Below are 18,572 nucleotides of genomic sequence, written 5' to 3'. Positions count from 1 at the left end.
TTATTCATCTTTCGGGGCGGCCATTTTTAAGATTTTTGTAAAGATTGTTGATCCCAGACTTCCATGTCCGTGAGGTTCTACATTAGATTTAAGAAGATTCAACAACTTCACAGATTGTTTCTCCGGTTTGAACCCGCTTGCTTCCAGCCATCTGAACATTGGCATTTCAAAAGGGAGCAATACTTTATCATTCTGAATAAAAAGCGGAATATGTTTGTTCCCAATCTCATAGCATACTGTACCCATCTCCAACAATGATGTGGGTGACATCACGATAGCTTCTGTTTCCAGAACATTGACCGCAATTATTTTTTCTGCATCCTCAAAAAGAATATCTCCTTCACGCAAACGCTGCCCTTCTCTGAGAAATTTGATCGCTACATCAATTCCCTGTCTGGTTTTTTTACGCTGGATTCTTTTGGTAGTTTCAAACCATTCAAGATCAAGATAATCTATGGTTTTCCCTGTAGGATTTTCTGAGAGATTGCCTATGATTTGATTAATTATCATTTTTGGATTTTTTTCTAAAGTCTAAGTTTTTGGAGATTCCTACCCCGAATGTTGAACCACTGATTCCAGCTACATAGCTTTTCGTCCAGCCTTCTTCTTTTGTTTTGGTCTGAAGCATTGAAAGTTCTGCAAATTTGAATTTCAGAGCCCAGCCTCCTCCAACTAATATTCCGATCAAAGGATAGGCACGAAGACGCAATCCGTTAAAGTTCTGCATCGCATCAGCAGCCGTTGACAGTTGTTGTCCCCAGACATAGTGAGCATCTACCTGACCAATTAATACAAAGTATTTCCCAAGCATTACTGAGGGGCTATACCAGATACCGACTTCATTTTGTTTATAGACTACATTGTGATCAATCGTATTCTGTGAATATGCATAATTGATTCCAATAAGATCATTATTGTTGATGAAGTATCCCACTCCAAGTGGTGCACTTGATACCGTACTGCTGCTGCTGGATGGAGTTGTAAGTTTAGAATAGTCTAATGAACCGTAGACCATAAACTGTCCTTTGGGCCCATCTTCATCACTTTTAAGCCTGTGTCCGCCCAGAAACTGAGCACTTAAATTTCCTGAAAGCATAGACATTCCGGCTACGGCAAGAGAAACAACTGTTTTATTTAAATATTTCATTTTAAACTTAGTTCTATAATTGTTTTACATTGAATTGGATAAGTTTTGATTAAACCTTATAGGTTTTTGAAACCTATAAGGTTGGTATCCATTATTGTTTAAGTTTATCTTAGAACAAGTAATAAAGCTGTGTTAAGGGCAGTGTTTCCGCCGGTTCGCAAGTGATGTACTCACCGTCTACCGTTACTTTATAGTTTTCAGGATTCACTTCAATTAAAGGCGTCTTATCGTTATGAATAAGGTCTTTTTTGGAAATATTTCTACAGTTTTTTACCGGAAGGATCATTTTCTCCAATTTATAAGAAGCGATGGTTCCATTGTCGATAGAAACCTGGGAAACGAAGTTGGCGCAAATACCAAACTTAGCTTTCCCGTGGGCTCCGAACATATTTCTGTAAATAATCGGCTGAGGTGTTGGAATAGATGCATTCGGATCTCCCATTTTAGCAGCAATTACAAATCCTCCTTTTACAATCATTTCCGGTTTTACCCCGAATAATGCAGGTTTCCAGATCACTAAATCTGCCAATTTTCCTTCTTCCAAAGATCCAACGTATTCTGAAATACCATGAGCTATAGCCGGGTTGATAGTATATTTTGCCACATATCTTTTTGCACGGTAGTTATCGTTTCCACTATCCTGGTCTTCAGCAAGGTCTCCTCTCTGTTCCTTCATTTTGCTTGCTGTCTGCCATGTTCTTGTGATCACTTCTCCCGGTCTTCCCATTGCCTGAGAATCTGAACTCATGATACTGAAAACTCCCATGTCATGAAGAATGTCTTCTGCGGCAATAGTTTCAGGACGGATACGGGAATCTGCGAACGCCACATCTTCAGGAATGTTTTTGCTCAGGTGGTGACAAACCATCAGCATATCTAAGTGCTCATCGATTGTATTTATGGTATAAGGACGCGTAGGATTTGTAGAAGCTGGCAATACATTTGGATACATTGCTGCTTTAATGATGTCCGGTGCGTGACCTCCACCAGCTCCTTCTGTATGGAAGGTGTGGATTACTCTTCCGTTAATCGCTCTCATTGTATCTTCAAGAAATCCTCCTTCATTCAGAGTATCAGTGTGGATAGCAACCTGAACGTCATATTTATCAGCTACTTTCAATGCTGCATCAATTGTTGCAGGAGTTGCTCCCCAGTCTTCATGGATTTTCACTCCCAAAGCTCCTGCTTCCACCTGTTCTTCAATAGGTTCTTCTGCTGAACAGTTCCCTTTTCCGAAGAAACCAAGGTTCATAGGATATTCTTCTGCCGCTTCGAGCATTTTCTGCATATTGAATTTTCCCGGAGTTACTGTTGTAGCGTTGGTTCCGTCGTTTGGACCTGTTCCTCCGCCAATCATAGTAGTAATTCCACTGTATAAAGAAGTTTCGATCTGTTGAGGGCAGATGTAATGAATGTGAGTATCAATACCTCCTGCTGTTACGATATATCCTTTTCCACCGTGAACTTCAGTTGATGCTCCGATGATCATATTAGGAGATACACCATCCATCGTATCCGGATTTCCAGCTTTTCCGATTCCTACAATTTTCCCATCTTTAATTCCGATATCCCCTTTTACAATTCCCCAGTGGTCAATGATAACAGCTCCTGTGATACAAAGGTCCAAAACACCTTCGTCTCTTTTAGCGGTAACATTCTGCCCCATCCCGTCACGTACGGTTTTTCCCCCTCCGAAAACGGCTTCGTCTCCGTAATGCGTGAAATCTTTTTCAATTTCAATAATAATTTCAGTGTCTCCCAGTCTGATTTTATCTCCGGCTGTAGGGCCTAATATATTGGCGTATTGTTTTCTGTCTACGTGTAAGCTCATCTTAGTGATTTTTAAAGTTTAATTCTTCAACTTTTGCAAGGCTTGCTCTTTTCTGTTCTTCGGAATCTACCTGTCCGTCCACAAGATTATTGAAGCCCATTGCTTTTTTGGTTCCTCCTATTTCTACCAATTCCACTTCTTTTTCTTCTCCCGGCTCAAAACGTACTGCAGTGCTTGCTACAATATTCAGTCTCTTTCCGAAAGCTTTTTCACGGTCAAAGCTCATTGCTTTATTAACTTCAAAAAAGTGGAAATGTGAACCTACCTGAATAGGTCGGTCTCCAGTGTTTGTTACTTTTATTTTTACGGTTTCTCTGCCTTCATTGCAGATAATTGTACCTTCTTTTACGAAAATTTCTCCTGGTATCATAGTCAGTAGTATTAGCGAATTGGGTTGTGTACGGTTACCAGCTTAGTCCCATCCGGGAAAGTAGCTTCAATCTGAACATCGTGGATCATTTCTGACACGCCGGGCATTACATCCTCTTTGGTAAGAAGATTAGCGCCTTCCTGCATCAGTTCAGCTACTTTTTTACCATCTCTTGCTCCTTCAAGCAAAAAATGGCTGATCAGTGCTATTGATTCAGGGTAGTTTAATTTAAGGCCTCTTGCCTTTCTTTTTAGAGCGAGTTCGCCTGCCAGAAATAGCATAAGCTTCTCCGTTTCTCTCGGTGTTAAGTGCATAATATTTTTATTTAAAATTGGACAAACAATATCCTATTCACCTCTCCGTAAAGGCAAACAGATATGTTCAAAAATGTAAAATGGAAATGATTTTTGCGGATCTGTATTGACATGAATACAAACCACAACGGATCATTAAAAATTAAGAAAAGGGATTAGCAGCCCGCTATCTGCAGGCAATGATACAGGATGTATCTTGGTGCTGTAATATAAATACGGTTTTGAACGGCCGCAACCCGTGTAGTGTGAGAATACCCTGCAAAGAAATAATTAAGCCACTGCTGTGCAAGGACTGAGTAATCAAATTTCACTTTCTCCCAGTCATTGGAATCCTGAACATCCTGAACATCTGAAAAACTATACATTTCAGGCTGGGTCTGCTGATCGGATTTCTGCTGAAGAAGATTAATTTTTGAAAGAATATCAGAGTATGGTTGAGTTTTCCCTTTATGTGCAAAAAGACCTGCACACAACGCTGAGAAAAATAAGACAAAAGAGAAAAATAGGACTCTTTTTTTCATACCTGTTAATAATGGTGTAAAATTAGAACAATCTTAAAACCCCGGCTATCAAAAAAATTATTTAAAATGTTCAAAATCGCAACAAATACAATTTTATGTAATTTTAACACTTCAGGATAAACTCCTTATTCACAACACTTAAGCATTATTTTTGAACTATGACAATTTTTTTATTGTCCCTATTCCTATAATTATGATTATCTGCCTCATCTTTTCTGTCTATTTAAAAGATCGAATAAATACACCTCTTATTCTCAATACTACATATTAAAAAATCTCTATTCATCAATGATTACTTAATAATAAGCTTTATTTCATAAAAACAGACGGTATTTTTTTCTTTCCTTATAATTATCGTAAATTTGTATACACATTTAATTTAATAAAATAATAAAACGTAATATGTCAAAAGCAATTTCGCAAGTACCATTAGCGGTAAATGAGCCGGTAAATTCTTATGAACCGGGATCTCCGGAAGTTAAAAGCCTTATCGACACTTATAAAAAAATGTGGGCTAAGAAGGTAGAAGTTCCAATGATCATCAATGGAAAAGAAGTGAAAACTGATACAAAAGTACAGCTTCAGTCTCCTCAGGATCATGCTCATGACTTCGGTTTCTACTATCAGGGTGGTATGCAGCATGTGGATGACGCTATCAACGCGGCATTGGCAGCTAAACAGGAATGGAATGAACTAGGCTGGGAACAACGTGCAGCAATTTTCTTAAAGGCGGCTGATCTTTTGGCTGGTCCTTACAGAGATGTAATCAATGCTGCTACAATGATCGGGCAGTCTAAAAATGTACACCAGGCTGAAATTGATGCAGCTTGTGAGTTCATCGACTTCTTAAGATTCAACGTAGAGTTCATGACAGAAATGTATGCTGAGCAGCCGGTTTCTGACAATGGAATCTGGAACCGTGTTGAGTACAGACCATTGGAAGGATTCTGCTTTGCAGTAACTCCGTTCAACTTTACAGCGATTTCCGGAAACCTTCCTACTTGTATGGCAATGCTAGGAAACGTTGTAGTTTGGAAGCCGTCTGACAAGCAGGTATATTCTGCAAAAGTAATCATGGATGTATTGACTGAAGCGGGTCTTCCTGCAGGGGTAATCAACATGATCTTTACAGACGGAAAAGAAACTGCTGAAAAAGTATTGGCTCACCGTGATTTTGCTGGTCTTCACTTCACAGGTTCTACAAAAGTATTCCAGGGAATGTGGAAAATGATTGGTGACAATATCCACAACTACAGAACATATCCAAGAATTGTTGGAGAAACAGGTGGTAAAGACTTTGTAATTGCTCACCCATCTGCTAACGTAGAAGCTGTAGCTACTGCATTGGTAAGAGGTGCTTTTGAATATCAGGGACAAAAATGTTCTGCTGCTTCAAGAGCTTATGTACCTAAATCTCTTTGGGCTGACGTGAAAAAAGTAATGGAAACTCAAATGAATTCTATCAAAGTAGGTTCTCCGGAAGATACTTCTAACTTCGTAAATGCTGTAATTGACAAAAATTCTTTCGAGAAGTGTAAAGGATATATCGACAGAGCTAATGCTTCAGGTGAAGCTACTGTAGCTATTGGTGGGAAATATGACGATTCTAAAGGATGGTTCGTACACCCAACAGTAATTGAAACTACCAACCCTCACTACGAAAGTATGGTGGAAGAGATCTTCGGCCCAATCTTGTCAATCTACGTATATGAAGATCAGGACTGGAAAGAAACTCTGAAACTGGTAGATTCTACTTCTCCTTATTCATTAACAGGTTCTGTATTTTCACAAGACCGTTACGCAATCAATGAAGCTTATAAAGCTTTGGAGAATGCTTCTGGTAACTTCTATATCAATGATAAACCAACAGGTGCCGTAGTAGGACAACAGCCTTTCGGTGGTGGTAGAGCTTCAGGAACAAATGATAAAGCAGGTTCTAAAATGAATCTTCTAAGATGGGTTTCTGTAAGAAGCGTAAAAGAAACTTTTGTTTCTCCAAAAAACTACAAATATCCATACCTAGGGTAATAAACGATAAATAATCATTGATAAATGATTAAACGGCCTCGGAATTTCGATTTCGGGGCTTTTTTGTGGGGAGAGGCGGGGTGCGAGTTGCGGGAGTTCAAAGTTCAAAGTTTAAGGTTTAAGGTTTAAGGTTACTGGTATCCATAAATACACTTTTACTCCTTCGATACTCAATACTCTCCCCTAAACTCTCTAACCCTCCTACTCTCCCACACTCTAACTCCTAATCCCTATAATCCGTTACCTGCCACCCGTTACCTAACATCTTTTAACAAACTTTACCTATATTTTACGACTTTCCCTACCCTCTTAGGAATAATTGTTGATTTTCAATACATATACACCCCAAAATAAGATAGTATGAAAAAGTTATTGCTAACAGCCGTCGGAATAGGAATATTTGCAGTGAGCTGTGGAACCAAAGAATCGTCAATGTCATCGAGTAACCGTGATTCAGCGACGGTAGACAATACACAGAAAAGTGTACCGCCTACAACCACTGATACCATGACTACAAAAATGACAAATCCTGACAGTATCAAGATAAAAAAAGATTCTGCCGTAATGTCTCCTGTCAAATAGTATTGATATACGTTCAATTTAAAATGGAAAATCTGCAGATGAAAGTTCTGCAGATTTTTTTATTGAATAACCGGAAATGTTGGGTTTATCATGAAGTTTTAGCCTTAAAAGACTATTATTTAGGTTTTGGCTAAAGCCAATGGATGTAATATTTATGGTTAGCTGGGTTAAAACCCAGCCCTATTGAATTTTAATGACAACATCTTTTATCTTTTATCTTTTATCTTTTATCTTTTATCTTTTATCTTTTATCTTTTATCTTTATATTTGATTAATACCAAACATTAAAATATACCCCTATGAAAAAATTCTGGATAGGAGCAGTTCTTGGACTTCTTTTCCTTGGAAGTTGTGCTCAGAATAAAGAAAAAAGAGAGGAATACAAAGACGCTCACAATAAGGATTCTTTAAGAAATAGAATGGGTGATTCTGCTGTAGCCAATTCTATACCCGCTCCGGCAGCTGCCGATACATCAAAAACAAAACCCGACAGTACAAAAGTTAAATAAAATCACAAATCCACAGACTTCTGTGGATTTGCACTTAAAAAAACTTGACTGAAAAAAAACCGGGCAATCAACCCCGATTATGAGATATGGTTTATATTCTGAACAGAATATTTCCTTTGAAGATAAAAATGGGAATCGTGGATGTCTCAATAATGAAATATACACTTGTACTATATATTAATTTTCATAGCTTAGTTTTCAGCTGGGGATGATTATCTTACGATGTATCTTATTTCAGAAAAAGAGATATTTCTTCAAAAATTGAAAGAGATAAGCTGTAGTATAATTGTGTTCATGTCCCTCGAACTGGCGCAAAGATAGGATAGCAAAGGGTTTCTGTAAAATAATAGGTTGTTCATTTTCGTGAAAATGGCAAGATAGAATTTAAAAACCTATCTCTTTTTAATCATTTTCAGGAAAATGAACATTTTTATCTGATTGATTTTCAGCATCAAGATATTTGATATAGGCTGATGGAGAATAATCTGTGACTGCTTTGAAAACTGCAGCAAATTTACTGTGCGAAGAGAAGCCGCATTCATCAGCAAGGATGCTTATTTTATATTGTCTGTACTTCTCATCATTGATTAGTTTATCCACAATATATTTGATTCTCAAACGGTTGATATACGATTTAAAATCGGCACTCTTATGCTGATTGATTACATAAGACAGATATTTTGTATTAGTATTCAATTCGCCCGCAAGGAAAGAAAGAGACATTCCTTTATTGTTATAGAGATCACCTTTCTCAAAATCTTCAAGAAGTTCAAGCAGTTTTGATTCTGTTTCGGAAGTCATCAAAGAATCATTTCGCCTTCGGTCTGTTTCAGAATCTTTTTCATCAATTTCTTCCACAGATATATTGGAAAATTCAGAATCATCAGATTGTCTTAAAGGATGGTTACTTCTGCTGCTGATCATCTTCAACTGAGCTCTTATGATATTTCTGAACTTTGAACGCTGTTTTTTCTGCTTTGTCCTAAAGAAAACAAGTAAACCAACCAATAAAGTAAACAGAACAACAATAGTAGCATTTTTCACCAGATTCATCTGTCCGCTCTTTTTGCTGGTCTTCCCTTTTGGAATCTCTGCTCCTTTCATTGTGAAACTTTGATTACGTGCCGCAATACTGTCATACGTCCTTACATATTTCACAGCATATAAAGAGGCTTTGAAATTATCCCCCATTCCTTCATAGTAATCATTGATATTGGAGTATACAGCTTTTTTCAATGTAAGGCTTCGGGAAGTATCTGCTATTTTTTCTGCTTTTTTCAGGTATAGTTCGGCATCTTTCCAGTTTTTCTGCTTCAGACGAATTCCTCCCAGACCATTATAAACCAATCCGAGTGTACAGCTTCCGACCTTAAGCAGGCTTTCAGCTTTTCTGTAATAATTTTCTGAAACCGGATAGTCATTAAGTTTGAAATAAATATCACCCAGCAACTGATAAGAGGCAGCAGCCGTTCTGTTTTCGTTGCGGCTGTTTATTCTTTCAAAATATTTCAGGGAAGATTCTATGAAACGTATTGCATTGGAGTAATTGCCCAGCTCCATTTCGCAGAAAGCCATTTCCTGATTCAGGAGTCCTGCCGCTTCATTGCTTTTCTGAAAATCGGTAATCCTGCCGGAAGCTTCCAGCCCTTTTATAATGTATTTTTTAGATCTTTCATACAACCCTACCTGTCTATATTGTCTGGCAAGTAATCTGGTTACAACAGCTATCCGTTCAGGATCATTGATCTGATTGATCACCGAGTGGGCATTTTCACTATAACAAATTGCTTTTTTAAGCTCACCGGCATGATGATAAAGTTCTGAAGAAAGGATAAGACACTGTATTTTCTCAGAAGGCTTCTGTGCCAACATATAAAGAGAGTCTGCTGTCTTGATCGCCTTTGGTAAATCTTTATGCGCCGTAACAGAAGAAGTTCTTTCACAGATAAGGTCAAAGCTGTTTTTTTTCTGAGCGAATATGGGGACTGCTGTTGCCAGCAAAAACAAAAATTTCAGGAGATTCTTAGACATACAAAAACAAATTATTATTTTTATTTTATAATAATTCATCATTATTTTCACGGGGTGTCTTTTTGTTTTTTTACAAAACTAGTGATATTTTATTTTTTATTAAAACATTATATTGAAATTTAATCATTTAACTTAAAACAATGATTTACATTAATTTTAATAATTAGACCAAAATAATAAATGATTTTCCTTCATATGAACTGATATCTGTTTTAAAACTAAAGTTCCTTTATAATTATTTTCAATATGGACGGCTCATGTGTCATCATATTTATTACATTTGCAGGGAATAAAAAGTTCTTATGAAAAAAATAGCAATACTATCCTCAATCTTTATAGGAGTTCTTGCATGGGCACAGGGAATTAAATTTGAAGACGGCAATTTTGCCTCTATCCTTGCCAAAGCAAAAAAAGAAAAAAAACTGGTCTTTATAGATGCATATGCTTCATGGTGTGGACCTTGTAAACTAATGGTAAAAAATATTTTCCCACTTCAGTCTGTGGGCGACTACTATAATTCTCACTTTATCAATGCTAAAATTGATATGGAAAAAGGTGAAGGAATTGAGTTAGCTAAGAAATATAATGTAAAAGCATTCCCTACTTATCTGTTTATTGACGGAAATGGTGAAGCGGTACACAGAACTCTGGGATATGTTGAAGAAAAAGACTTTATCCAGTTTGCCAAAGATGCTGAAGATCCGAACAAAAGATTAACTTCTCTGAAGGAACAGTTTGAGAAAGGAGAAAAAGATCCTGAGTTTTTAAAGAATCTTGCAGGGCTTACCATGTATAATGATGCTGAGTTTGCCGGTAAAGTACTTAACCGTTATTTCCAGCAGAAACCAACTTTGGATCAGGAAGATGTTCAAATGCTTCTTTCAGGGGTTCAAACTATAGACAGCCCTTTGTACAAGATTTTTCAGGACAAAAAAGCAGATATCGTTAAATTCTTTCCGGAAGATAAATATGAAAAGTTTGACAAAAATATCAAACTGAACACCATCTCCAAAAAAGCATATAATGCTGATACCAAAAAATGGGATGATAATTATTTCATGTCTGAAACTCAGAAATTCTTAAGCAAAGAAGAAGCTGACAAGATCTTAAAAAGAATGAAAGCTAACAGAGCTTTAAAGAATAAGGATATTCCTGAGTATGAAAAACTGATTCTTGATTTGTACAAAGATTATTCTGCTGCAGGCTCTGAAGAGCTGAATTCTCTTGCATGGAACTTCTTTGAAAATGTAAGCAATAAGACTTCTCTGGAAAAAGCAATTGCATGGGCACAGGAATCTGTAAAGAAAGACCAGAATTTTGCCAATACTGATACTTTAGCTAATCTTTACAATAAGATTGGCGATAAGAAAAATGCAAGAACATGGGCTGAAAAATCTATTGAACTGGCAAAAAGCACAGGACAGGATTCTACTGACACTGAAAAATTATTGAAAAGCCTTTAATTAGGAATGTCATAAAATAAAGACCGCAGAACTGAAGTTCTGCGGTCTTTTTATATTGTTTGGTGAGTAGGAATGGCAAACCACCCCGTCAAAAATTCTTTGAATTTTTGCCACCCCTCCAAAGGAGGGGAATTTTCACGTCTTCAGTTGTGATATAAGTGAAAATAGAGCTATCCTTCTGTTTTATAAGATACAATAAGAAACTTATCTCTCTTCATTTAGTATTCAAAAAGAACACTTCCCCATGTAAATCCGCTTCCGAAAGCTGAAAGAAGGACCAAATCTCCTCTTTTGATTTTCCCTTGTTCAATCGCTTCGCTTAAAGCAATAGGAATAGAAGCAGCGGTTGTGTTCCCGTATTTCTGAATATTGTTAAATACCTTTTCGTTCGGCAAACCAAATTTTTCCTGTACAAACTGAGCAATTCTAAGGTTCGCCTGGTGTGGAATAAACATATCAAGATCTTCAACTGTTTTTCCTGCTTTGTTCAAAGCTTCCATCATTGTTTCAGGAAATCTTGTTACGGCATGTTTGAAAACGAAGTTACCGTTCATGATTGGGTATACTTCTTTGTTGGTTACATTTTCAGGCTCTTTTCTCATTCTGTCACTCCATCCGAATTTTGAACCCGGGAACTGAGTACAAAGTTCGTCTGCATATTTACCTTCAGAATGCATATTTACTGCTAAAATATCACCTGCATTTTCATCTTCGGTAGCTGAAAGCACCACTGCTCCTGCTCCATCTCCGAAAATAACAGAAACCCCTCTTCCCTCATCAGAAAAATCCAAGCCGAAAGAATGAACTTCAGCTCCTACCACAAGAATATTTTTATAAGTCCCTGATTTAATAAATGCATTCGCAACACTCATAGAATATACAAATCCGGAACATTGATTTCTCACGTCCAATGCTCCAATCGTGTCACATCCAAGCATATCCTGAAGCAATACTCCACTTCCAGGAAAATAGTAATCCGGAGAAAGGGTTGCAAAAACAATAAAGTCAATATCTTTTGAGGTAAGACCAGCATTCTGAATAGCTTTTTCTGAGGCTTTAAATGCTAGATAAGCTGTAGTTTCCTGAGCGTCATTCCGGTTTTTTCTGTGTCTCCTTTCTTTGATACCCGTTCTTTCTGTAATCCATTCATCATTGGTAGTCATCAGTTTTGCTAAATCATCATTTGTAACAACGTTATCTGGAACATAAAATCCCACACCTTTTATTGTACTTTTAATCATATAGTTTTTTAATTTTGGCAAAGATAAAACTTATTTAACACATAGTTTTTCAAAATATTAGTATTTTTACTTTATGCCAATTGATACGATATACAGAACCTCCCAGTGCGAATGGGTAGATGTAGAGGCTCCTACCGCAGAAGACCTGAAATTCCTTCATGAAAGATATGAAATCAATAATCTCCTGCTGGAAGATACCATGGATCCCAACCACCTTCCCAAATATGAAGAAGACGGAAATGTCAAATTCTTTCTCCTTCGTGAAAGCACAGAGCTGGAAAGAAAGAATCTGAATACCATCAGTGATATCAGCACCAAGATCGGGATTTTTCTGGTGGAGAATACCATTATCACCATCCACAGGATGAAAACCAGGAGTATCACGGAAGTTAAGAAAAAAGTCTCTTTGATTCAGGAAGACCTTAATCCTCAGCAGATCACGCTGATGATTGCGATATTGATCATGAAAAGTTTTGATGATGAATCTTTAAGCCTGTTTGAGACTATGGACAATATTGAGAATGAGATTTTCCTTAAAAATACCAATCATACCAGCCAGATCCGCCGTCTTTATAAACTGAAACGAAAATCAGGATTAAATTCACGGGTACTGGTGATTTCTACGGATGCCATTGATAAGTTTAAATTATTGAATTTACAGGACTCTGAGTTTGTTGATTTGAAAGATAAGCATAAAGATGTTGTGGCGGATTTTGATCATCTGAATATCCAGATTACCAACCTTATTTCTATGTTCCTGGCACTTTCGGATCAAAAGGCCAATCAGGTGATGAAAGTTCTGGCTATTTATTCTGTTTACTTCTTACCCATCACCTTTATTGCCGGGGTTTATGGCATGAACTTCGACAATATGCCTGAGCTTCATCATAAATACGGTTATTTTATAACGCTGGGAGCGATGGCAACGGTTGTGATCAGTACTTTTATTTATGTGAGAAGAAGACAGTGGTAATTAATTTTTATATCAACGCAAAGACGCAGAGAATATGCAATAATATAATATTTTAAGACGCAAAGATTTTATCTTCGATAAAATATAAATCGGTTGATTACTTTTGTCTTTAACCTAAACACCATCAAAACAAAATATCATGACCACTGAAAACCTCAACAAGATTCTGGAAGATTCTTCTCTTTCGCAGGCCTCCAAAGATAAACTGGCTGCCTTACATGAGAATATATCCGGCAAAGAATTCTCTGATCTTCTGGATCAGTCCGGGAATCAGTATATAGAGTTTGTACAGGAAGGCGGTGGTGTCTGGGGAAGTGCATTGGTAGGCTATCTTTATGGCCTGGAAATATTCGGAATCCGTTTTCTGAAAGTGGCAGGAACGAGTGCCGGAGCCATTAATACGATGCTCATTGCGGCCTGTAAAACCAAAGAAGAATCCAAAAGTGAACTTATCAAAGATATTCTTTTCAGCTGGGATTTTTCCGATTTTATGGATGGAAAGACTTATGTGAAAACAACGCTCCATGCGATGCTTAACAATAAGAATTTTTTTAAGATCAATGCCATTATTGCTGCGATCCTGTTTATTATCCTGATCAGTATTCCTTTTTTGGCTTCTTCAACCACTATACTGAATGCCAAACTGATGTTTTTAATTCCTCTGATTCCGGCTGTCATTCTCTTTTTCTGTATTCAAAAGCTGTATCATAATTTCAGAAAGGAAAACAGCGGCCTCAATCCCGGAAATGTTTTTCAGAATACGATGCAAAATGCACTGGATCAATTTGGAATAAAAACAGTGGCTAACCTCAACGAAAAATTCATTCAGAAAGAACGTGATCTAAACCTCAACTATCGGTATGGAAACGGACAGGAGTATTATACAAGGGCTCTGCAAAGTATCGAAAAGATTAAAATAAAAAATAAGGAACATATTGATCAGACCCGATATAGAATTTTCTATGAAAGTGCCCTCAATAACGATTATTATAAAAACAATCCGTTTTATCTTCTTAGATCTGAATATGTTGTCATCACTACCGATATCAATGCAAAAATCAAGGTGGAACTTCCTACGATGGCCAACCTCTACTGGTCCGAAGAGGAACTGAAGCACATTAGTCCGGCTGAGTTTGTAAGAGCATCTATGGCTGTTCCTTTTTTCTTTGAACCTTTTCAGAAACAAATCAATAAAGACGATAGTTCCGTAAAGTATGCCTGGAGATATTGGATGAATACCAAGCCTGAGGACATCAACCCTGCCGGGGTTTTCATTGATGGAGGCAGTATTTCCAATTTTCCTATTGACCTGTTTCATGCCGATGAAGTTTTTTATCCGAGAATGCCACTTTTTGGAGTGCAGCTGACGAGTGATTCTGCTATTCTTTCGGAAAGAGGAAAAACCAGTGCAGAAATCCTTAATACACCTTTCAGTTATGCCGGAAATATCATCAGTACATTGAAAGGTTTTAATGACAAAACTTTCCTTACCAAACATACTTTTTACCATTTATACAGCATACAGAGTGTCAACTGTGGTACCAGCAGCTGGCTGAATTTCTTTATGAAAAAAGAAGAAAAGGAAGAGCTTTTCAACAGAGGTTTCCAGGCCGCCCTTGATTTTCTCAACAGATTCGACTGGGAAAAGTACAAATATGAAAGAATGATGCTTACGATGAAAGAGAAGAAAATACTGAAAGAAGAGGATACGCCTACGGTGGGATAAGGATTTTATCTTTTAAATTTACCAACACTATAAATAAAACAATAATATGAAATACATCTGCCAATGCTGTGGAGAAGAAAAAGAAGACAGGCCGGCATTAGCCTATAATGCTCCTTATTTCTATTACTGTCTATCGGAAGAGGAACTAAAGAATGCTGAACTTACTTCCGATTTATGTGTTGTTGAAGATCCTGAAGATACTCACAGATTTATCCGCACCGTTCTTGTACAGGAAGTTACGGATGACTGCAGAGATCTGGATTATGGAATCTGGGTTTCATTGAGCGAAAAGAACTTTAATGAATATGTCGAGAATTATGATAATAAGGAATTTGAAGCCGAATATTTCGGATGGCTTTCTACCTATCTCCCGGATTATGAGTTTGAGGAAAGTGTTCCCACAACAGTAGTTGTAAACAATTCTGTCGGAAGGCCTTTTGTCTATCCTCACCAGAGTTATGATCATTCGTTTGTGCATGATTTTTATAATGGCATTACAAAGGAGGAAGCAGAGAAAAGAATCAACAGGGTTTTAAATAATAAATAGATGAACTGGATTATCAGAAGTACAAAGAAGGTAAAATTCCATACAAATCTTCAGGAAGTTTTAAAACCTATTTGGGATGATCTGTCTATTTATAAATGGATTTTGACTGATCTGGAATTTATGCCTAATGGTCAGCCAATCCCTATCAATTATGATCAAGATTTTTTTATTTTAAATCATCAGCAATTTGAAAAACTTTATAAGAGCAGCCCCCAAATTATTTGGGGGATAATATCAGCTGTTCCAAATAATATTGAGCCAGATACTTCATTAATTTCTAATTTATCTGCTGAAGATACAAATGTGTGGAAACCTAATTATTTTTCAATTCAGGAAAGTATTTTAGAAATTATTGCTTTTGACAGCGGGTATACAATTGTAAAGTGCAAAGATCAAAATCTTTCAGATAAATTTGAAGAGTATTTTCAGGAACAGGCTATAGATTTACAAAAGTTCAATGAAAAGTATATTGATAGAACATGAAGAAATTTATCTCAGAAAAATCGCATTTGATCTCTCTCTCATTTTTAACAGCCTATTTATTAAACAATTCATTAAAATGATCACATTAGAATATTTAAAAGGGATACTGAGCACTTTCGCCCGCTTAAACACACCAAATACTGAACTCATGTATCAATATGATATTATAGAATTTGAACTCTCAACGGACGTTATTGATATCTTGAGAGATAAGTGCGGTCTTCATAAGACTTCAATTTCTTATATCAATACAATAGATGAACAAGGTCTAAAAAGATTTCTAGATGAATGGCTCTTCAAGAGGGGAGAATTGATCAATATCCCATTAAATGACAGAAGAAAGAATGACGAAATATCTTTATTTTACAGTACATTAAAAGCAGTGACACAATTACAATCCGCACATTTTATCGCTCTTAATGATGATTATGACTTTATAGGAATTATGTATGATTTTCTTCTTATTAAAGGCAGTGAGAAAAATTACCTCTTATATTTTCTTTATTCTGATTGATATCACCCCATTATAACTGGTCCAGAAAATCCAGATACATCGGAACACTTCTGTTGATCCATTCATCGGAAGAATCTCTTTCAATTCCGTAATAAACGAAAGGCTCTTTGTAGTCTGCTTTTATATAATCAAAAGTCAGTTCATAAGGTCTGAAAAGTTCCTTCATGGTATATTTATATTCTCCAGACGCACTGTATCCTTCTTCATCGATTCCTGCGGTAACAGCCAATGACATTTTCTTTCCGGCCAGTTTGAAACCACTGTTGCTTCCATAAGCCCAGCCGTACAAAATAACCTCATCCAGCCATTGTTTTAAAAGCGGTGGACTGCTGAACCAGTAAAAAGGAAACTGAAATACAATTTTATCGTAAGATTCCATCATCTTTTGTTCCTGTACCACATTGATTTTTCCATCTGGATAAGTTTCATATAATTGATGGACCGTATATTTTTCAGGATATTTTTTCAATTCATCAATCCATTTCTTATTAATCGCTGATTTTTCTATATCAGGGTGGGTAACAATTACTAAAGTCTTCATTATGTTTAAATTTCTAATACAAAATTACGATACGTAACTTACATTTCGTACATTAGCTACCCATTGTACGGTACTATAAAAAATGTAAGTAATGACTAAAATAAAGGAAACTTCAACGAATTTTGCCAACAAGAAAGCACTTGCTGATGTGTGTCCGGAAATCTATGCCTCCAACATTATCGGAGGACAATGGGCATTGGCAATCTGCTGTTATCTGATCAATGGAAAAATGAGATTCGGGGAATTGAGAAAACGTCTACAGAATATCACCGAAAGGATGCTTACTCTTCAGCTTCGCAGACTGGAAGAGGACAAGATCATTACCAGAACTGTATATGCCGAGGTTCCGCCACGGGTAGAATATGAACTTACAGAAATTGGGTATAAGCTGAAGCCCATTATCCTGGAGTTTGAAAAATGGGGAAATGAACATAAACAGATTATGGATAAGGAATAAAAATATTTTTGATTAAAGAATTTTTACGGTATTATTTTTTGCATAAATTTAATTATCATTAAATTTCAAAATAATTTCCATGAAAAACCTTACTTTTTTTCTAACTCTTACGGCATTCACTTTTTTAGGAAACCTTCTGAATGCACAGAAAATTTCTGACGGCCAAACCATTGATATCAACGGAATGGCTGTTACCTTTAACATCCTCAACAAAGAAAGTGTAGAATCTGGTGGAAAATCCTATGACCGCTATAAAGTTTCTGCATCCGTAAAAAATACTTCAGATAAAGCCTACAATATCAGATTATCAGCTTTTCCTCAAATTGTAAGCAATATTGGCCTTGTAGAATAGACTGCATTAATGCAACCGGAGCAAGACTGACCTCTAAAAAAATAGAGTTAAAAATGAAAGCTCAGATGATCAATGTTACCTATTCTGCCTATGACAAATCCGGAAAATTTGTAAGCAGTACAATTCCTGTAACCGGCAGCTATTATTTCGATCCGGGAGATACCATCAGTGATAATGCTATTTTCATTGTTCCTCAAGGTGAAAAACCGGATGTTTCTGTGAGAAGTATGAAGTAAATAATCCTCTTATGAGCTTAAAGAACTGATTGAAGCTCTAAATAAAAACTAAAAAATTTAGATTCATACGGAATGACAAAAAGAAGTGTTTGACATTAAGCACACATTGTGTCATTCCGTAAGAATCTAAGTTTATTATTTACTCAAATTTTCTTTCCACAAAGGCTTTTGAGCCAAAACTTTTGAGTGTATCGGGCAGGTTTCATGATGGGCTCCTTTAAGATATCCTGTGCTCATAAGAAATTCGTTTACTATTTCTCCGCCTGTGAATTTGAATGTTTTTTTGAATAACTTCATCCATTCTTGCAATGTTTTAGGATGATGATGTTCCAGCCACTTTTCAAATGATCCGAATTCTTTCTGAAGGTTTATAATCGTCCTGGCATTTTCAATCGCTGCATTTACCTTTAATTTATTTCTGATAATTCCACTGTCATTCAAAAGCCTTTCGCGGTCATCCTCTGTATAAGCTGCTATTTTCTGAATATCAAAATGATCATATGCTTTTCTGAAACTGTCTTCTTTTTTCAGAACAGTTTCCCAGCTTAAGCCTGCCTGGTTGATTTCCAGAATCAACCTTCCAAACAACTCATTATCATCATGAATAGGAAATCCATAATAGTTGTCATGGTAATTTTTGTGCAGTTCTTTTCTGCTCTCGGGCTGCATGCCTTCTATTGCTAAACAATAACTCATTACAATATAT

The 18,572-nt window shown here is 36.6% G+C and carries 22 protein-coding genes; 12 read left to right on the top strand and 10 right to left on the bottom strand.

All coding sequences use genetic code 11. The annotated features are described in order from the left end of the window. The 6 genes from ureE to ACLMCG_RS09605 form a co-directional block, all read right to left on the bottom strand. Entirely contained in the window at nt 1-510 is a 510-nt protein-coding gene (ureE, locus tag ACLMCG_RS09630; protein ID WP_309433771.1) for an urease accessory protein UreE, read from the bottom strand. Then, the gene (locus tag ACLMCG_RS09625) at nt 500-1,147 is read right to left on the bottom strand and encodes a hypothetical protein (protein ID WP_413960491.1); all 648 of its coding nucleotides are present in this window, start codon (nt 1,145-1,147) and stop codon (nt 500-502) included. The genes ureE and ACLMCG_RS09625 overlap by 11 nt, the downstream gene beginning before the upstream one ends. A gap of 109 nt (nt 1,148-1,256) precedes the next feature. Next, nucleotides 1,257-2,978 carry an urease subunit alpha gene (ureC, locus tag ACLMCG_RS09620; RefSeq protein WP_413960492.1) on the bottom strand — a complete coding sequence of 574 codons (1,722 nt, stop codon included), beginning with the start codon at nt 2,976-2,978 and terminating at the stop codon, nt 1,257-1,259. 1 nt (nt 2,979) lies between these two features. Then, entirely contained in the window at nt 2,980-3,348 is a 369-nt protein-coding gene (gene ureB / locus ACLMCG_RS09615) for an urease subunit beta (RefSeq protein ID WP_149386556.1), read from the bottom strand. 11 nt (nt 3,349-3,359) lie between these two features. Continuing rightward, a complete protein-coding gene (gene ureA, locus ACLMCG_RS09610) occupies nt 3,360-3,662 on the bottom strand; it encodes an urease subunit gamma (RefSeq protein ID WP_034697260.1) in 303 nt (100 codons plus the stop codon). Nucleotides 3,663-3,817: 155 nt separating this feature from the next. Further along, entirely contained in the window at nt 3,818-4,183 is a 366-nt protein-coding gene (locus tag ACLMCG_RS09605; protein WP_223599365.1) for a hypothetical protein, read from the bottom strand. A gap of 402 nt (nt 4,184-4,585) precedes the next feature. On the opposite strand from ACLMCG_RS09605, the gene pruA reads away from it, so the two are divergent. The 3 genes from pruA (at nt 4,586) to ACLMCG_RS09590 (ending at nt 7,302) form a co-directional block, all read left to right on the top strand. After that, nucleotides 4,586-6,211, top strand: a complete 1,626-nt coding sequence (pruA, locus tag ACLMCG_RS09600) for an L-glutamate gamma-semialdehyde dehydrogenase (RefSeq protein WP_413960493.1) — start codon at nt 4,586-4,588, stop codon at nt 6,209-6,211. A gap of 360 nt (nt 6,212-6,571) precedes the next feature. Further along, nucleotides 6,572-6,793, top strand: coding sequence for a cytochrome C551 (locus ACLMCG_RS09595; protein ID WP_223599364.1), 222 nt, complete (start codon nt 6,572-6,574; stop codon nt 6,791-6,793). A 299-nt stretch (nt 6,794-7,092) separates the two neighbouring features. Beyond that, complete coding sequence (locus ACLMCG_RS09590; protein WP_213280188.1) at nt 7,093-7,302, top strand: hypothetical protein; 210 nt, start codon at nt 7,093-7,095, stop codon at nt 7,300-7,302. 402 nt (nt 7,303-7,704) lie between these two features. Here ACLMCG_RS09590 and ACLMCG_RS09585 read toward each other — a convergent pair whose 3' ends face one another. Further along, on the bottom strand, nt 7,705-9,333 hold the full coding sequence (locus tag ACLMCG_RS09585) for a tetratricopeptide repeat protein (protein ID WP_413960494.1): 1,629 nt from the start codon (nt 9,331-9,333) through the stop codon (nt 7,705-7,707). A gap of 302 nt (nt 9,334-9,635) precedes the next feature. Here ACLMCG_RS09585 and ACLMCG_RS09580 point away from each other — a divergent pair, with 302 nt between their 5' ends. Continuing rightward, on the top strand, nt 9,636-10,796 hold the full coding sequence (locus ACLMCG_RS09580; protein WP_223599362.1) for a thioredoxin family protein: 1,161 nt from the start codon (nt 9,636-9,638) through the stop codon (nt 10,794-10,796). 218 nt (nt 10,797-11,014) lie between these two features. Here ACLMCG_RS09580 and ACLMCG_RS09575 read toward each other — a convergent pair whose 3' ends face one another. Next, nucleotides 11,015-12,037, bottom strand: a complete 1,023-nt coding sequence (locus ACLMCG_RS09575) for a 3-oxoacyl-ACP synthase III family protein (protein ID WP_413960495.1) — start codon at nt 12,035-12,037, stop codon at nt 11,015-11,017. A 73-nt stretch (nt 12,038-12,110) separates the two neighbouring features. On the opposite strand from ACLMCG_RS09575, the gene ACLMCG_RS09570 reads away from it, so the two are divergent. From ACLMCG_RS09570 to ACLMCG_RS09550, 5 genes are all read left to right on the top strand, one after another. Beyond that, the gene (locus ACLMCG_RS09570; RefSeq protein WP_047421246.1) at nt 12,111-13,010 is read left to right on the top strand and encodes a CorA family divalent cation transporter; all 900 of its coding nucleotides are present in this window, start codon (nt 12,111-12,113) and stop codon (nt 13,008-13,010) included. 139 nt (nt 13,011-13,149) lie between these two features. After that, nucleotides 13,150-14,736, top strand: a complete 1,587-nt coding sequence (locus ACLMCG_RS09565; protein ID WP_413960496.1) for a patatin-like phospholipase family protein — start codon at nt 13,150-13,152, stop codon at nt 14,734-14,736. Between the two features lie 46 nt (nt 14,737-14,782). Further along, nucleotides 14,783-15,283, top strand: coding sequence for a DUF2199 domain-containing protein (locus ACLMCG_RS09560; protein ID WP_413960497.1), 501 nt, complete (start codon nt 14,783-14,785; stop codon nt 15,281-15,283). Next, a complete protein-coding gene (locus tag ACLMCG_RS09555) occupies nt 15,284-15,766 on the top strand; it encodes a hypothetical protein (protein WP_413960498.1) in 483 nt (160 codons plus the stop codon). Nucleotides 15,767-15,842: 76 nt separating this feature from the next. Beyond that, nucleotides 15,843-16,280: a hypothetical protein gene (locus ACLMCG_RS09550; RefSeq protein ID WP_413960499.1), complete on the top strand. Its 438-nt coding sequence runs from the start codon at nt 15,843-15,845 to the stop codon at nt 16,278-16,280. A 10-nt stretch (nt 16,281-16,290) separates the two neighbouring features. On the opposite strand, the gene ACLMCG_RS09545 is transcribed toward ACLMCG_RS09550, so the two are convergent. Continuing rightward, on the bottom strand, nt 16,291-16,821 hold the full coding sequence (locus ACLMCG_RS09545; protein WP_413960500.1) for an NAD(P)H-dependent oxidoreductase: 531 nt from the start codon (nt 16,819-16,821) through the stop codon (nt 16,291-16,293). A 91-nt stretch (nt 16,822-16,912) separates the two neighbouring features. On the opposite strand from ACLMCG_RS09545, the gene ACLMCG_RS09540 reads away from it, so the two are divergent. The 3 genes from ACLMCG_RS09540 to ACLMCG_RS09530 all read left to right on the top strand — a co-directional run bounded on the left by ACLMCG_RS09540 (nt 16,913) and on the right by ACLMCG_RS09530 (nt 17,866). Then, nucleotides 16,913-17,278, top strand: coding sequence for a winged helix-turn-helix transcriptional regulator (locus tag ACLMCG_RS09540; protein WP_413960501.1), 366 nt, complete (start codon nt 16,913-16,915; stop codon nt 17,276-17,278). A gap of 79 nt (nt 17,279-17,357) precedes the next feature. Further along, nucleotides 17,358-17,630, top strand: coding sequence for a hypothetical protein (locus tag ACLMCG_RS09535; RefSeq protein WP_413960502.1), 273 nt, complete (start codon nt 17,358-17,360; stop codon nt 17,628-17,630). Between the two features lie 53 nt (nt 17,631-17,683). Next, on the top strand, nt 17,684-17,866 hold the full coding sequence (locus ACLMCG_RS09530; RefSeq protein WP_413960503.1) for a hypothetical protein: 183 nt from the start codon (nt 17,684-17,686) through the stop codon (nt 17,864-17,866). A gap of 135 nt (nt 17,867-18,001) precedes the next feature. On the opposite strand, the gene ACLMCG_RS09525 is transcribed toward ACLMCG_RS09530, so the two are convergent. Beyond that, nucleotides 18,002-18,562, bottom strand: a complete 561-nt coding sequence (locus tag ACLMCG_RS09525) for a DNA-3-methyladenine glycosylase I (RefSeq protein ID WP_223599356.1) — start codon at nt 18,560-18,562, stop codon at nt 18,002-18,004. Nucleotides 18,563-18,572: the final 10 nt, after the last annotated feature.

This window comes from Chryseobacterium sp. S90 (assembly GCF_047444895.1).
Taxonomy (GTDB): domain Bacteria; phylum Bacteroidota; class Bacteroidia; order Flavobacteriales; family Weeksellaceae; genus Chryseobacterium.
The sequence above is the reverse complement of the archived record's forward strand: the minus strand, read 5'-3'. Positions and strand labels throughout refer to the sequence as shown.

Coding starts and splice junctions, on each gene's coding strand:
- ACLMCG_RS09575 (WP_413960495.1), bottom strand. CDS start 12,037: ATGATTAAAAGTACAATAAAAGGTGTGGGATTTTATGTTCCAGATAAC.
- ACLMCG_RS09565 (WP_413960496.1), top strand. CDS start 13,150: ATGACCACTGAAAACCTCAACAAGATTCTGGAAGATTCTTCTCTTTCG.
- ACLMCG_RS09625 (WP_413960491.1), bottom strand. CDS start 1,147: ATGAAATATTTAAATAAAACAGTTGTTTCTCTTGCCGTAGCCGGAATG.
- ACLMCG_RS09585 (WP_413960494.1), bottom strand. CDS start 9,333: ATGTCTAAGAATCTCCTGAAATTTTTGTTTTTGCTGGCAACAGCAGTC.
- ACLMCG_RS09525 (WP_223599356.1), bottom strand. CDS start 18,562: ATGAGTTATTGTTTAGCAATAGAAGGCATGCAGCCCGAGAGCAGAAAA.
- ACLMCG_RS09580 (WP_223599362.1), top strand. CDS start 9,636: ATGAAAAAAATAGCAATACTATCCTCAATCTTTATAGGAGTTCTTGCA.
- ACLMCG_RS09535 (WP_413960502.1), top strand. CDS start 17,358: ATGAAAAACCTTACTTTTTTTCTAACTCTTACGGCATTCACTTTTTTA.
- ACLMCG_RS09590 (WP_213280188.1), top strand. CDS start 7,093: ATGAAAAAATTCTGGATAGGAGCAGTTCTTGGACTTCTTTTCCTTGGA.
- ACLMCG_RS09555 (WP_413960498.1), top strand. CDS start 15,284: ATGAACTGGATTATCAGAAGTACAAAGAAGGTAAAATTCCATACAAAT.
- ACLMCG_RS09595 (WP_223599364.1), top strand. CDS start 6,572: ATGAAAAAGTTATTGCTAACAGCCGTCGGAATAGGAATATTTGCAGTG.
- ACLMCG_RS09550 (WP_413960499.1), top strand. CDS start 15,843: ATGATCACATTAGAATATTTAAAAGGGATACTGAGCACTTTCGCCCGC.
- ACLMCG_RS09560 (WP_413960497.1), top strand. CDS start 14,783: ATGAAATACATCTGCCAATGCTGTGGAGAAGAAAAAGAAGACAGGCCG.
- ACLMCG_RS09545 (WP_413960500.1), bottom strand. CDS start 16,821: ATGAAGACTTTAGTAATTGTTACCCACCCTGATATAGAAAAATCAGCG.
- pruA (WP_413960493.1), top strand. CDS start 4,586: ATGTCAAAAGCAATTTCGCAAGTACCATTAGCGGTAAATGAGCCGGTA.
- ACLMCG_RS09570 (WP_047421246.1), top strand. CDS start 12,111: ATGCCAATTGATACGATATACAGAACCTCCCAGTGCGAATGGGTAGAT.
- ureC (WP_413960492.1), bottom strand. CDS start 2,978: ATGAGCTTACACGTAGACAGAAAACAATACGCCAATATATTAGGCCCT.
- ureB (WP_149386556.1), bottom strand. CDS start 3,348: ATGATACCAGGAGAAATTTTCGTAAAAGAAGGTACAATTATCTGCAAT.
- ureE (WP_309433771.1), bottom strand. CDS start 510: ATGATAATTAATCAAATCATAGGCAATCTCTCAGAAAATCCTACAGGG.
- ACLMCG_RS09540 (WP_413960501.1), top strand. CDS start 16,913: ATGACTAAAATAAAGGAAACTTCAACGAATTTTGCCAACAAGAAAGCA.
- ACLMCG_RS09605 (WP_223599365.1), bottom strand. CDS start 4,183: ATGAAAAAAAGAGTCCTATTTTTCTCTTTTGTCTTATTTTTCTCAGCG.
- ACLMCG_RS09530 (WP_413960503.1), top strand. CDS start 17,684: ATGAAAGCTCAGATGATCAATGTTACCTATTCTGCCTATGACAAATCC.
- ureA (WP_034697260.1), bottom strand. CDS start 3,662: ATGCACTTAACACCGAGAGAAACGGAGAAGCTTATGCTATTTCTGGCA.